General features: G+C 64.0%; 6 protein-coding genes and 1 pseudogene. All 7 read left to right on the forward strand.

Translation table 11 applies throughout. The features are described 5' to 3' along the window. Window positions 1-717 precede the first annotated feature (717 nt). Window positions 718-1,320 (forward strand): annotated as a pseudogene (locus WS54_RS10840) (NADPH-dependent FMN reductase); the annotation flags it as partial. Window positions 1,321-1,559: 239 nt separating this feature from the next. Further along, entirely contained in the window at window positions 1,560-1,778 is a 219-nt protein-coding gene (locus WS54_RS10845) for a hypothetical protein (RefSeq protein WP_006480563.1), read from the forward strand. A gap of 101 nt (window positions 1,779-1,879) precedes the next feature. Beyond that, a complete protein-coding gene (locus tag WS54_RS10850; protein WP_059781107.1) occupies window positions 1,880-2,782 on the forward strand; it encodes a hypothetical protein in 903 nt (300 codons plus the stop codon). A gap of 965 nt (window positions 2,783-3,747) precedes the next feature. Then, complete coding sequence (locus WS54_RS10855; protein WP_108041874.1) at window positions 3,748-11,754, forward strand: ESPR-type extended signal peptide-containing protein; 8,007 nt, start codon at window positions 3,748-3,750, stop codon at window positions 11,752-11,754. A 120-nt stretch (window positions 11,755-11,874) separates the two neighbouring features. Then, the gene (locus tag WS54_RS10860) at window positions 11,875-12,537 is read left to right on the forward strand and encodes an OmpA family protein (protein ID WP_059782889.1); all 663 of its coding nucleotides are present in this window, start codon (window positions 11,875-11,877) and stop codon (window positions 12,535-12,537) included. A gap of 375 nt (window positions 12,538-12,912) precedes the next feature. Next, entirely contained in the window at window positions 12,913-14,058 is a 1,146-nt protein-coding gene (locus WS54_RS10865) for a DUF2827 domain-containing protein (RefSeq protein ID WP_059782897.1), read from the forward strand. 14 nt (window positions 14,059-14,072) lie between these two features. Further along, the gene (locus WS54_RS10870; RefSeq protein WP_059782887.1) at window positions 14,073-15,227 is read left to right on the forward strand and encodes a DUF2827 domain-containing protein; all 1,155 of its coding nucleotides are present in this window, start codon (window positions 14,073-14,075) and stop codon (window positions 15,225-15,227) included. Window positions 15,228-15,234 lie beyond the last annotated feature (7 nt).

Here is a 15,234-nt window from a genome sequence, read left to right on the forward strand (position 1 = left end):
ACCGTATCTGACGCCCTGTCGACATCACGCGAAACGCCTGCCGCGAGCGCGCCAGCTCGACTTCCGGCATGTGCGCCTATTCCGCCTTGACGCCGCTTCGATGCAATCGTCAATAGGACAAATCCGATAAATTGACGCGAATTGTTTCATCACCGCGCCCTGTAGCACTTTTTTACAACTTCCCCCGACCGGTCGCCCCGGAATGCCCGCCGCGCGGGCTCCTGCGCCGGCCGAGATGCGCATATCGGCATAATTCAATTCCCTCTGAATCGGATAAATTTAATTATCAGATAACCACGAAATACAAACTCAAATCCGATCAAAACCAAAATATTAACAAGTTAAATAAATGACGAACGCATTATTCGCCAGCACATCCATTTATATTACAAACATGAAAGGATTCGATGGCGCGCAAACGTTTGCTATTTCATTTGTCTTACTTTTTGAGCGCTCCGATGTGTAACCTCTCGCACAAAACTCGATCAACGCATTGATTTAGAAGGAAAATTTTTTACTGCAACAGACGATTCCGCCCCTACATCTAGCGTTCCACGGTCTTTCAAATTCATTCGCTCCAGATGCATCAAAACACGATGCATTAACCATTCTTTAACTTTAAAACCGCCTCATTTATCACTGTTTGTCAATCTCTAAAATCCACCTCCAATAAACTCCGCCCATCAATTTTGAGATTCGCGCGAGCGCACGGAGCAATCCTCTAACGAAAGAGACCGGTGTGTGTCGTGCACATTTGGATTCGCACTGCGCGGCGCGCAAGCCGCCGGCGCGCGCACGCGCCTGTTCGACGGCCCGTTCCTGCATACGCTGCCGCACTACGCGCCCGAACACAAAACGCTGACCGACGCGCAGCGCGAGCTGATCGACGCCGTGCGTCAGGCCGACGCGATCATCATCGCCACGCCCGGCTATCACGGCGGCGTGTCCGGTCTCGTGAAGAACGCGCTCGACACGCTCGAGGAGCTGCGCGCGGACGACCGCCCGTATCTCGACGGCCGTGCGGTCGGTTTGATCGTCACCGCGTACGGCTGGCAGGCGGCCGGCACCGTACTGACGTCGCTGCGCTCGATCGTCCATGCGCTGCGCGGCTGGCCGACGCCGTTCGGCGCCACCGTCAACACGCTGGAAACCCGCTTCGAAAGCGCCGATAGCTGCTCGGATCCGAAGGTCGTCGCGCAACTCGAGACGGTCGGTGCGCAAGCCGCCGAATTCGCGCTCGCGTTCGCGTCGCATCGTGCGGCCTCGCATGCGGCATCGGTCGATGCGCTCGCACCCGTGCTGAAAGTCGCCAACCAGTAACCTCCGCATTCCGCCGCGCGCCCTCGCTCGACAGGATTCGACGAGGGCGTGCGCGCCGCCTCTTCCGACGCGTGGCGAGGTGCCGGGGCGCGCCGCCACGCCTCCCGAAAGCACGATTCCCGCGCACCGCCCCGATAACGATTCAGCTCCGCGCGTCATTTGCATTGGCCGAAAGATTGGTTCACGCAGGCGGCCCGTTTTCGTACGCTGAAAGTCCGAACTTTTTTGCGCGCCACCCCATGAACCGTACGATCCGCTACAAGGGCTACGAAGTCGCTCCCGCTGCCGCCCGGTTGCCGAACGGGCTGTTCGCCGCCAACCTGACGATCGAACGCGCGAGCGGCGGGCCGTCGCCGCGCTCCGTGTCGTTCGACGCAATCGATTTCTTCTTCGAGGAAGAACACGCCCTCGCCTACGCGTCGCGCTGGGGCCGCCTCTGGGTCGACACGAACGCGTGACCGTGACGCGCGCGGGGCCGGCGTGCCCATGGCCGCTCGAAAATACGCGATGACGGAAGCTGTGCAAGAATCTTTCGATCCGTAATCGCATAACAATAGCCATGACCGACACGCTGCACGAAGAGCATGCAGCCGCAGATCACGCGATGCGCAACTGGACCTTCGAGAGGCAAGGCCCGGTCCGAATCGGTTCCGATGCGCACAAGCAGATGTTCTGTCGGATGCTGCTCGACACACACAACCCGTACAAGCCGGCCGTGATCGACTGGCCGGCGCTCCAGCCGGCCGAACTCAGGCGGCTCACGTCGCTGCCGATCTGGGACATCGCGGTGCAAACCGAAGGCCGCGCGTCGATCCGCGTGGCGACCTACGCCGCGACGGTCGACGATCCGCTGCTGCGCCGCGCGCTCGAAATGGACGGCGGCGAGGAAGCCCGCCACAAGGTCGTGCTGTCGAAGCTCGTCGAGGCGTACGGCATCGTGCTCGCGCCGGAACCGCCCTACCCGGCGCCGAAGCATGCCGAATGGGCATGGATGGTCACGGGCTTCAGCGAGTGCATCGACAGCTTCTTCGCGTTCGGCCTGTTCCGTTCCGCGCAGCGCTCCGGCTATTTCCCGCCCGAACTCGTCGAAACCTTCGAACCGGTGATCCAGGAAGAAGGCCGCCACATCCTGTTCTTCGTGAACTGGTTCGCGTGGCACTGGCGCAACCTGCCGTGGTGGCGCCGGCCGTGGTTCTTCGTACGCGTCGCGGCCGTATGGGCGCACCTGATCCGCGAGCGCATCGGCATTGCGCGCGGCATCGACGCCGATGGCGTCGCGCACGACGCGAACTTCCCGGCAACGAGCACCGCAGACATCGGCGATGCGCTGAACCCGCGCGAACTGATCGAGCTGTGCCTCGCGGAAAACGACCGTCGGATGGCCGGTTACGACGAGCGCCTGCTGCGCCCGATGTTCGTGCCGCGGATGGCGCGGTTCGCGCTGCGGTTCATGAAGAAGTAAAGTCGGGCGCTTGCCGCCGGTCATGCGGCAAGCGCCTGGTTCATTCAGTCCACGGCCCTGGAACGAATGTGGCGTGTCCGACACATTCAATCCATCCCTATTTTTCTTCGCCACGCCAGCACGCGAACGGCATGGGCGACACATTGCCGCGCCCTGGATCTGACATTTCAGGCGCCGCTGGCCCGACGCTACCCACCGTATCTGACGCCCTGTCGACATCACGCGAAACGCCTGCCGCGAGCGCGCCAGCTCGACTTCCGGCATGTGCGCCTATTCCGCCTTGACGCCGCTTCGATGCAATCGTCAATAGGACAAATCCGATAAATTGACGCGAATTGTTTCATCACCGCGCCCTGTAGCACTTTTTTACAACTTCCCCCGACCGGTCGCCCCGGAATGCCCGCCGCGCGGGCTCCTGCGCCGGCCGAGATGCGCATATCGGCATAATTCAATTCCCTCTGAATCGGATAAATTTAATTATCAGATAACCACGAAATACAAACTCAAATCCGATCAAAACCAAAATATTAACAAGTTAAATAAATGACGAACGCATTATTCGCCAGCACATCCATTTATATTACAAACATGAAAGGATTCGATGGCGCGCAAACGTTTGCTATTTCATTTGTCTTACTTTTTGAGCGCTCCGATGTGTAACCTCTCGCACAAAACTCGATCAACGCATTGATTTAGAAGGAAAATTTTTTACTGCAACAGACGATTCCGCCCCCTACATCTAGCGTTCCACGGTCTTTCAAATTCATTCGCTCCAGATGCATCAAAACACGATGCATTAACCATTCTTTAACTTTAAAACCGCCTCATTTATCACTGTTTGTCAATCTCTAAAATCCACCTCCAATAAACTCCGCCCATCAATTTTGAGATTCGCGCGAGCGCACGGAGCAATCCTCTAACGAAAGAGACCGGTGTGTGTCGTGCACATTTGGAGGTAGCAGGACATGAACCGCACATACCGCTCGATCTGGAACGAAGCGCTTGGCGCCTGGGTAGCGGCATCGGAACTCGATTCGGCACGGGGCAAGCCGAACAAGTCGGCCGTTGCTGCCGCAGTATTGGCCGCCGTCGTCATGCTCCCGTCGCTCGCCGGCGCCAATACCTTCGTGCCAGGCACGACGAACGGTACCCAATTCACCGTGTCGTCGTGTACGTCGAGCGGTGGCAGCGGCACCGTCGGCCGCACGACGACAGGCAACACCAATGCCTATCCCGTCGACGGCTCCGGCACCTACTCCACGGTTGCGGGCTGCAACTCCAGCGGCAACAACAATCTCGCGGCCACGGTTTATGGTGCATTCGCGCAAGTGACCGGCACCGGTGGTACGGCGACGGGCTTTCTGTCGTCTGCTGCGCTCTGGGGCACGTCTGCCGGTCTCGAGTCGACCGCCAGCGGCGCCGGTTCTACCGCGCTCGGCTTCGGGGCAACGGCCAACGCATTGAATTCGGTCGCGATCGGCGGTGCAGCCGGTAACGGCACCACCCCGCTTTCCTATGCAAACTCGACCATCGCTTCGGGCGCGGGCGCAGTCGCCATCGGCAGCAACGCGACGAAGGGCGCGCAGTCCACCGCGTCGGACGGCATCGCGATCGGCGGGCAGTCGTCGGTCGCATCGGCTGCCACGTCGGGTATCGCAGTCGGCCGTGGCGCGACCGTCAACGGTGCGTACGGCATCGCGCAAGGCGATGGCGTCGTCTCCGGCGCAACGGGCCGAAACGTCGCAATCGGCTCGTCGGGCACGACGGCGAACAGCGCGACCTCGGCCGGCGGCGCGGTCGCGATCGGCCGGGGCCAGAGCGCCAGCGGCGACGGCGCCGTTGCGATCGGCGATCCGAACAGCGCGACCGGCACGGGCGCGCTGGCAATCGGCGCGAACGACACGTCGAACGGTTCCGGCGCCATCGCGCTCGGCAACAACAACTCCGCGAGCGGCACGGGTTCCGTTGCGCTCGGCAACAGCAGCACGGCGACCAACAGCTCCGTCGCCATCGGCAGCTCGGCGTCGGCGACCGGTACCAACGGCGCGGTTGCCATCGGTAATGCGGCAACCGCGAACGGCACCGGCGCAATCGCGCTCGGTAACGTCGGCAGCTTTGCCGCCAATTCGATCGCAAGCGGTGCGGACGCACTCGCGCTCGGTAACGGCTCGACGGCCAGCGGCACCTCCGGCGCGGTCGCCGTCGGCGCGGCAGCCGTGGCGTCTGCAAACTATGGCACGGCACTCGGTTCGAATTCGACCGCAAGCGTCGCAAACTCGGTCGCCCTCGGCTACAACGCGCTGACGACCAGCGCAGCAACGGCGACGTCCGGCGGCACCACCACCGTCAGCAGCGCCACGATCGGCGGTCAGACGTTCGGCAACTTCGCCGGCGCCAATTCGGCGGGCGGTGTGGTCAGCGTCGGGCAGTCGGGCTCGGAACGCCGCATCCAGAACGTCGCGGCAGGTCTCGTCACCGCAACCAGCACCGACGCGATCAACGGCAGCCAGCTCTATTCGGTTGCGAGCACGACGACGTCGAGCATCACGAGCCTGTCGACGTCGGCGTCGACGGGTCTGTCGTCGGCTAATAGCTCGATCACGTCGCTCTCGACTTCGACCTCGACGGGTCTGTCGACGGCCAACAGCTCCATCACGTCGCTGTCGACTTCGACTTCGACGGGTCTGTCGTCGGCTAACAGCTCCATCACGTCGCTCTCGACTTCGACCTCGACGGGCCTGTCCACGGCTAACAGCTCCATCACGTCGCTCTCGACTTCGACCTCGACGGGCCTGTCCACGGCTAACAGCTCCATCACGTCGCTCTCGACTTCGACCTCGACGGGCCTGTCCACGGCTAACAGCTCGATCACGTCGCTCTCGACTTCGACTTCGACGGGTCTGTCGTCGGCTAACAGCTCCATCACGTCGCTCTCGACTTCGACCTCGACGGGCCTGTCCACGGCTAACAGCTCGATCACGTCGCTCTCGACTTCGACCTCGACGGGTCTGTCGTCGGCTAACAGCTCCATCACGTCGCTCTCGACTTCGACCTCGACGGGCCTGTCCACGGCTAACAGCTCGATCACGTCGCTCTCGACTTCGACCTCGACGGGTCTGTCGTCGGCTAACAGCTCCATCACGTCGCTCTCGACTTCGACTTCGACCGGCCTGTCCACGGCCAACAGCTCCATCACCTCGCTCTCGACCTCGACTTCGACGGGTCTGTCCACGGCTAACAGCTCAATCACCTCGCTGTCGACTTCAACCTCGACTGGTTTGTCGTCGGCTACGAGCTCCATCGGTTCGCTCTCCACCGGCCTGAGCTCGACCAACAGCTCCGTCACCTCGCTGTCCACGTCGACTTCGACGGGTCTGTCCACGGCCAATAGCTCCATCACGTCCCTGTCGACCTCCACGTCGACGGGTCTTTCGACGGCCAACAGCTCAATCACCTCGCTGTCGACTTCGACCTCGACCGGTTTGTCGTCGGCTACGAGCTCCATCGGTTCGCTCTCCACCGGCCTGAGCTCGACCAACAGCTCCGTCACCTCGCTGTCCACGTCGACTTCGACTGGCCTGTCCACGGCCAACAGCTCGATCACGTCGTTGTCCACGTCGACCTCGACCGGCATCAACTCGCTGTCCACCGGCCTGAGCACGGTCTCGACGAAGACGGACAATCTCGGTAGCAGTACCGCCTCGGCACTTGGCGGCGGTTCGACGTACGACCCGACGACGGGCAAGGTCTCGGCCCCGTCGTACACCACGTACAACGCGAATGGCACGACGTCGACGGCCAACAGCGTGGGCTCGGCGATCAACAACATCAACAGCCAGGGCATCAAGTACTTCCACGCGAACTCGAGCGGCCCCGACAGCACCGCAACGGGCGCCGACGCTGTCGCCATTGGCTCCGGCGCTGTCGCCAGCACGACCAACTCCGTCGCCATCGGCCTCGGCGCTAGCGCCAGCACGGACAACTCCGTCGCGCTCGGCGCCAACTCGAAGACCACCGCGGCAACCGCCACGAGCAGCGCCACCGTCAACGGCGTGACGTTCAGCGGATTCGCTGGCGCCAATCCGGTCGGCGTCGTCAGCGTGGGTGATAGCGGCAAGGAACGACAAGTCACCAACGTTGCCGCAGGCCAGGTGACTCCGACCAGTACCGATGCGATCAACGGTAGCCAGCTGTATTCGGTCGCTCAACAAGTCGGTACTGCGACCAGCGCCATTTCGTCGCTGTCGACTTCGACTTCGACGGGCTTGTCGTCGGCCAATAGCTCCATCACGTCGCTGTCGACCTCGACCTCGACGGGCCTGTCCACGGCCAACAGCTCCATCACGTCGCTCTCGACTTCGACCTCGACGGGTCTGTCCACGGCTAACAGCTCGATCACGTCGCTTTCGACTTCGACTTCGACGGGTCTGTCCACGGCCAATAGTTCGATCACGTCGCTTTCGACTTCGACCTCGACGGGTCTGTCAACGGCCAATAGCTCGATCACGTCGCTTTCGACCTCCACGTCGACGGGTCTGTCGACGGCCAACAGCTCGATCACGTCGCTCTCGACTTCGACTTCGACGGGTCTGTCCACGGCCAACAGCTCGATCACCTCGCTTTCGACTTCGACTTCGACGGGTCTGTCGACGGCTAACAGCTCGATCACGTCGCTCTCGACCTCCACGTCGACGGGTCTGTCGTCGGCCAACAGCTCCATCACGTCGCTGTCCACGTCGACTTCGACGGGTCTGTCCACGGCCAACAGCTCGATCACGTCGCTTTCGACTTCGACCTCGACGGGTCTGTCGACGGCCAATAGCTCCATCACGTCGCTTTCGACCTCCACGTCGACGGGTCTGTCCACGGCTAACAGCTCCATCACGTCGCTCTCGACTTCGACCTCGACGGGTCTGTCCACGGCCAACAGCTCGATCACGTCGCTTTCGACTTCGACTTCGACGGGTCTGTCCACGGCTAACAGCTCCATCACGTCGCTCTCGACTTCGACCTCGACGGGCCTGTCCACGGCCAACAGCTCGATCACGTCGCTGTCGACCTCGACTTCGACCGGTCTGTCGACGGCCAACAGCTCGATCACGTCGCTTTCGACCTCCACGTCGACGGGTCTGTCGTCGGCCAACAGCTCCATCACGTCGCTTTCGACTTCGACTTCGACGGGTCTGTCCACGGCCAACAGCTCGATCACCTCGCTGTCCACGTCGACCTCGACCGGTCTCTCGTCGGCGAATAGCTCGATCACATCGCTGTCGACCTCGACTTCGACCGGTCTGTCGACGGCCAACAGCTCGATCACGTCGCTTTCGACTTCGACTTCGACCGGTCTGTCCACGGCCAATAGCTCGATCACGTCGCTTTCGACCTCGACTTCGACCGGTCTGTCCACGGCTAACAGCTCCATCACGTCGCTGTCCACGTCGACTTCGACTGGCCTGTCCACGGCCAATAGCTCGATCACGTCGCTTTCGACCTCGACTTCGACCGGTCTGTCCACGGCCAATAGCTCGATCACGTCGCTGTCCACGTCGACCTCGACGGGTCTGTCGACGGCCAACAGCTCGATCACGTCGCTGTCCACGTCGACTTCGACGGGTCTGTCCACGGCTAACAGCTCCATCACGTCGCTGTCCACGTCGACCTCGACTGGCCTGTCCACGGCCAACAGCTCCATCACGTCGCTCTCGACCTCGACTTCGACGGGTCTGTCGACGGCTAACAGCTCCATCACGTCGCTTTCGACCTCCACGTCGACGGGTCTGTCCACGGCCAACAGCTCGATCACGTCGCTCTCGACCTCGACTTCGACGGGTCTGTCGACGGCCAATAGCTCCATCACGTCGCTCTCGACCTCGACTTCGACTGGCCTGTCCACGGCTAACAGCTCCATCACGTCGCTGTCGACCTCGACCTCGACGGGTCTGTCGTCGGCCAACAGCTCCATCACGTCGCTGTCGACCTCGACTTCGACGGGTCTGTCCACGGCCAACAGCTCGATCACGTCGCTGTCCACGTCGACTTCGACGGGTCTGTCCACGGCTAACAGCTCGATCACGTCGCTTTCGACTTCGACTTCGACGGGTCTGTCGACGGCTAACAGCTCGATCACGTCGCTGTCGACCTCGACTTCGACTGGCCTGTCCACGGCTAACAGCTCCATCACGTCGTTGTCGACCTCGACTTCGACGGGTCTGTCTACGGCTAACAGCTCGATCACGTCGCTGTCGACTTCGACCTCGACTGGCCTGTCGACGGCCAACAGCTCGATCACGTCGTTGTCCACGTCGACCTCGACCGGCCTGTCCACGGCCAACAGCTCGATCACGTCGCTGTCGACCTCGACTTCGACCGGTCTGTCGACGGCTAACAGCTCGATCACGTCGCTGTCGACTTCGACCTCGACTGGCCTGTCGACGGCCAACAGCTCGATCACGTCGCTCTCGACTTCGACTTCGACCGGCCTGTCCACGGCCAACAGCTCGATCACGTCGCTGTCGACTTCGACCTCGACCGGCCTGTCCACGGCCAACAGCTCGATCACGTCGTTGTCGACCTCGACTTCGACCGGTCTGTCGACGGCCAACAGCTCGATCACGTCGTTGTCGACCTCGACTTCGACCGGTCTGTCGACGGCTAACAGCTCGATCACGTCGCTGTCCACGTCGACCTCGACCGGCCTGTCCACGGCCAACAGCTCGATCACGTCGCTCTCGACTTCGACTTCGACCGGCCTGTCCACGGCCAACAGCTCGATCACGTCGCTGTCGACTTCGACCTCGACCGGCCTGTCCACGGCCAACAGCTCGATCACGTCGTTGTCGACCTCGACTTCGACCGGTCTGTCGACGGCCAACAGCTCGATCACGTCGTTGTCGACCTCGACTTCGACCGGTCTGTCGACGGCTAACAGCTCGATCACGTCGCTGTCCACGTCGACCTCGACCGGCCTGTCCACGGCCAACAGCTCGATCACGTCGCTCTCGACTTCGACTTCGACCGGCCTGTCCACGGCCAACAGCTCGATCACGTCGCTGTCGACCTCGACCTCGACGGGTCTGTCGTCGGCCAACAGCTCGATCAGCTCGCTGTCGACCTCGACCTCGACCGGCCTGTCGTCCGCCAACAGCTCGATCACGTCCCTGTCGACCTCGACCTCGACCGGCATCAGCTCGCTGTCCACCGGCCTGAGCAGCACGGACAGCACGATCCTGTCGCTGTCCACGTCGACGTCGACCGGCATCGGCTCGCTGTCCACCGGCCTGAGCAGCACGAACAGCTCGGTGTCGTCGCTGTCCACCTCGACCTCGACCGCGATCAACGCCGCGAAGACGCACTACTACAGCGTCAACGACAACGGCGTGCAGCAAGCCAACTACGCCAACGACGGCGCCACGGGCACCAACGCCCTCGCCGCCGGCGTGAACGCCAGCGCGGCGGGCGCCAGCAGCGTCGCAGTCGGCGACGGCTCGAACGCGCAGACGGCAGGCGCGGTCGCGATCGGTCAGAACGCATCGGCGACGGGCGGCAAGGCGGTATCGATCGGCTCCGGCAACACCGCGTCCGGCGACGGCGCAGTCGCGATCGGCGATCCGAACGTTGCGACGGGCACCGGCGCCGTGGCGATGGGTGCGAACAACACGGCGACCGGCGACGGCGCGGTGTCCCTCGGCAACCAGAACACGGCAACCGGTGCCAGCGCGCTCGCCCTCGGCAGCTCGAACCAGGCCACCGCGGACAACACGATCGCGCTGGGCAGCCAGGCCACGGCCAGCGCCACGGGCGCACAGGCCTACGGCTCGGCCGCCAAGGCCACGGCCGCCGACGCGCTCGCCTTCGGCACGAACGCGCAAGCGAACGTCGCGAACTCGATCGCACTCGGCGCGAACTCGGTCACGGCCGCGGCGGTCGGCACCTCGAGCGCCACGATCGGCGGCGTCACGTACCCGTTCGCGGGCGGCTCGCCGGTCGGCGTGGTGAGCGTCGGCGCACCGGGCGCGGAGCGCCAGATCACGAACGTCGCCGCGGGCCGGATCTCGGCCACGAGCACGGACGCGATCAACGGCAGCCAGCTGAACGCGACGAACAACGCGATCAACACGCTGTCGACGTCCACCGCATCGAACGTCGCGTCGCTGTCGACCGGCATCAACTCGCTGTCGACCGGCCTGAGCACGACGAACAGCAACGTGGCGTCGCTGTCCACGTCGACCTCGACCGCGATCAACTCGCTGTCGACGGGCCTCAGCACGGTGAACAGCAACGTCAACTCGCTGTCGACGTCGACCTCGACGGGCATCGGTTCGCTGTCCACCGGCCTGAGCACGACGAACAGCAACGTGGCGTCGCTGTCGACCGGCGTGACGAACATCAACAACCAGTTGAACCAGCTGTCGACGACGCTCAACAACAACACGACGCGTGCGGCGAACAACAACGGCATCGCGGCCGACATGAACGGCAAGGGCACCGACGTCCCGACCGTCACCGCCGGCTCGAACTCGGTGGCGATCGGCGCGGGCTCGAACGACGGCGGTCGCTCGAACGTGGTGTCGGTCGGTAGCGACACGCAGCAGCGCCAGATCACGAACGTCGCGCCGGGTACGCAAGGCACCGACGCGGTGAACGTGAACCAGCTGACGCAGGTGCAGACGACGCTGTCGACGGCACTGTCGGGCCAGCAGGCGCAGATCAACTCGTTGGGTTCGCAACTGCAGCAGACCGACCAGATGGCGAAGCAGGGTATCGCGGCCGTCGGCGCGATGGCGTCGATCCCGCAGCTCGATCGCGACGCCAACTTCGGGATGGGCGTGGGCACGTCGACCTTCCTCGGCCAGAAGGCGATGGCGGTCAACATGCAGGCGCGCATCACGGAGAACCTGAAGGCGTCGATCAACGGCGGTTTCAGCGGCGGTCAGAAGGTGATCGGCGCCGGCATGCTGTATCAGTGGAAGTAACGTGTCGCGCCGCCCGGCCGTTCGGCTCGCCGCCGGACGGCCCGCGGCTCCGACGGCAGGACGAGCCCGCTGCGCACCACGCGGCGGGCCTCGGTCAACCCAAGCTTTAAGGACGTCACCGTGAACAAACTCGCTCTTGCGCTCGCGCTTTCCGCAATGGCCCTCGCCGCGTGCTCGACCGCATCCGGCCCGACCTTCAGCGCCTCCGAACTGCAGCCGCGCGACGGCGTGCGCACCTTCCAGGTGGACTGCCACGGCCTGCTGTCGGGCCCGCAGACCTGCATGAAGGCAGCCCGCAAGATCTGCGGCGACGAGCCCGTGCGCGCCGTCGACTCGGCCCGCGCGCTGCGCGACAAATCCGATCCGGCCACGCTGGTCTTCCAGTGCGGCGCCGCGCCCGCCGCAGCAACCCCGGCCGCCGAGCCGGCCGCCGCCGTGGTCGAACGCGTGAACCTGTCGGGCGACGCGCTGTTCGCCACCGATCACGCGACGCTCGCACCGACCGCGCGCGAATCGCTCGACCGGCTGCTGAGCGAGCGCGCCGACCGCACGTACTCGCAAGTGACGGTCACCGGCTTCACCGATTCGGTGGGCAGCGACGACTACAACCTCGCGCTGTCGAAGCGCCGCGCCGAATCGGTCGCCGCCTATCTGAAGGCGCACGGGCTGAAGACCGACTCGATGACGGTCTCGGGCCGCGGCAAGGCCGATCCGGTTGCCTCGAACGCGACGCCGGAAGGCCGCGCCAGCAACCGCCGCGTCGAAATCCGGCTGCAGCACTGAGCCGCCCGTGGCCGCGCGATCCGGCGGCCCACCGCACCGCGCCGGCGGGCCGCCGGACGACCGGGCGCCGCTTCGTCGGCGCCCGTTCCCGTTGGCCGGCGGCGATGTCAAAGTTCGTCACGTCCTGCCAAAACCGGCGGTTTCCATGCCACAATCGCCGGCAGACAGTTGCCGGGGCAGCCTGCCCGACGCGTGCCGTGCGAGGCGTGCCGGCGACACGCCGGAATCCGGCTGCCGGCCGCGCGAATCCCGTCGCCCGATTCGCGCACGGCGGCGCACCGGCACGAATCCAACCATGACGATCCACGGCGCGCCGCTGCCGGCCAGACGCTCGACGCGATGCCCGGACGCACGACGCCGCAGAGGAAACAACCGGTGACGGACATCAATGAAGCCGCCGCGAGCGGCACCCGCAAGCAACGGCCGGCGGTCGGCATCTCGCTGTTTGCGCGCGACGGCCAGGCGATCTGGGAGAACGGCATTCACCAGAACATCGCGTTCCTCGCGATGATGCTCAAGCGTTCGGATCGCGTCGGCCCCGTCTATTTCCTGAACGGCGGCGACGCCAACGCGCTGCCGGCCGGCCTCGAACTCGACGGCCTCGACGTCCCGCTCGTGAAACCCGCCGACGTCACGCACGAACTCGACGTCGTGATCGAAATGGGCGCGCAGTTGCCGGTCGAATGGCTCAGGCACATGAAGGCGCTCGGCAAGAAGATCGCCGCGTTCTTCTGCGGGCACGTGTATGCGGGCCTGTGCGAAACGCCGATCTTCGGGAAACCGTCGGGGCACGTGTTCAACGGTGCACCGTTCGACGAAGTGTGGCTGCTGCCGCAATACGACAAGACCGCCGCGCCGATGCTGCAGACGATCCTGCGCGCGCCCGTCCACCTGATGCCGCACATCTGGTCGCCGTACTTCCTCGAGCGCCGCGTGGCCACGCTCGCCGACGAAGGCGCGACGTTCGGCTATCGGCCCGGCCAGCGGCCGTGGAAGCTCGCGACGCTCGAGCCGAACATCTCGGTCGCCAAGTCCTGCCATTACCCGATGCTCGCATGCGACGAGTTCTATCGCGCGCGGCCCGACGCGGTGCAGCACATGTTCGTCGTCAACTCGATGCACATGAAGGAACATCCGACCTTCGTGCACTTCGCGAACAGCCTCGATCTCGTGCGCGAGCACAAGGCGACGTTCGAACCGCGGCTCGACCTGCCGGGCTTCATGGCGCGTCACGCGGATGCGGTCGTGTCGCACCACTGGGAAAACGGGCAGAACTATCTGTATTACGACGTGCTGTACGGCGGCTATCCGCTGATCCACAACTCGACGCTGATCGGCGACGCCGGCTATTACTACCCGGACTTCGACTCGGCCGCCGGCGGCCGCGCGCTGCTCGAAGCGTGGCTGCATCACGACGAACGCCTCGACGACTACCGCGCGAAGGCGGGCCGGCTGCTGCAGTCGGTCTCGATCGACAACCCCGCGAACCTCGACGCGTTCGTCTCGCGTCTGGTCGCCTGAACCGGAGCATACGCATGTCGGACTCCAATGCCCGTCAAGCGCCCGGCGAGGGCAAGCGTCTCGTCGTCGGCGTGTCGCTGTTCGTGCGCGGCGCCGGCCAGTCGCTGTGGGAAAACGGCATTTTCCAGAACTGCCTGCTGCTGATCCTGTTGCTGCGCCAATCGCCGCTCGTCGCCGAAGCCGTGATGGTGAACGGCGGCGAACACGTTGCCGATCCGCAGATGATGCTCGGCGAGTGGGACGTGCCGCTGCTGTCGATGGACGAAGCGCTCGAGCGCTGCGACGTGCTGATCGAAATGAGCGCGCAGTTCGGCGCGGACTACCTGCGCGCGTTCCGCGAGCGCGGCGGCAAGGTGGTCACGATGCGGGTCGGCAACGACTACGTGATCGACATCGAACGCGCGATGTTCGACAAGCCGTCGGGCTTCCTGTTCTCGGGCGCGCCGTACGACGCGGTGTGGACGATTCCCGAGTTCGAGCGCTCGTGCCTGCACTACTACCAGACGGGCCTGCGCGCGCCGGTCACGATCGTCCCGCACATCTGGCACCCGATGCTGTTCGACAAGGCGCGCGCGACGCTCGGCGCCGGCTTGACGTTCGGCTATCAGCCCGGCAAGCCGCGCTGGCGCGTGACGATGTTCGAGCCGAACATCTGCATGGTGAAGACGAGCATCATTCCGATGCTGATCACGGAAGAGGCTTACCGTGCGAATCCGGCCTTCCTCGAATTCGTGCGCGTGTGCAACACGATTCACCTGAAGGATCACACGACGTTCATCCATTTCGCGAAGAGTCTCGACATCGTCGAGCACGGCATCACGACGTTCGAAAGCCGCTATGCGGTATACGAGTTCATGGCCGCGTACGGCGATGCGGTGGTGTCGCACACGTGGGAGAACGCGCAGAACTACCTGTACTACGAGCTGCTGTACGGCGACTATCCGCTGATCCACAACTCGCCGTTCCTCGGCAAGGCCGGGTATTTCTATCCGGACTTCGACTGCCAGGCGGGCGGCCGCGCACTGTTGAAGGCGTTCGCCGAGCACGACGCGAACCTGGAAGGGTACCGCGAGCAGTCGAGGCATGTGCTCAGCTCGGTCAGCATCTACAACCCCGAGAACGTCGCGGCCTATACGGACGCGATCGCCGCCCTCTATCGCGACGCGTGACGCGCCG

Source organism: Burkholderia sp. NRF60-BP8 (assembly GCF_001522585.2).
GTDB lineage: Bacteria > Pseudomonadota > Gammaproteobacteria > Burkholderiales > Burkholderiaceae > Burkholderia.

What these genes read in the sequence shown, in the direction of transcription:
- WS54_RS10845 (WP_006480563.1), top strand. Translation starts at nt 1,560, where the DNA reads ATGAACCGTACGATCCGCTACAAGGGCTACGAAGTCGCTCCCGCTGCC.
- WS54_RS10850 (WP_059781107.1), top strand. Translation starts at nt 1,880, where the DNA reads ATGACCGACACGCTGCACGAAGAGCATGCAGCCGCAGATCACGCGATG.
- WS54_RS10855 (WP_108041874.1), top strand. Translation starts at nt 3,748, where the DNA reads ATGAACCGCACATACCGCTCGATCTGGAACGAAGCGCTTGGCGCCTGG.
- WS54_RS10870 (WP_059782887.1), top strand. Translation starts at nt 14,073, where the DNA reads ATGTCGGACTCCAATGCCCGTCAAGCGCCCGGCGAGGGCAAGCGTCTC.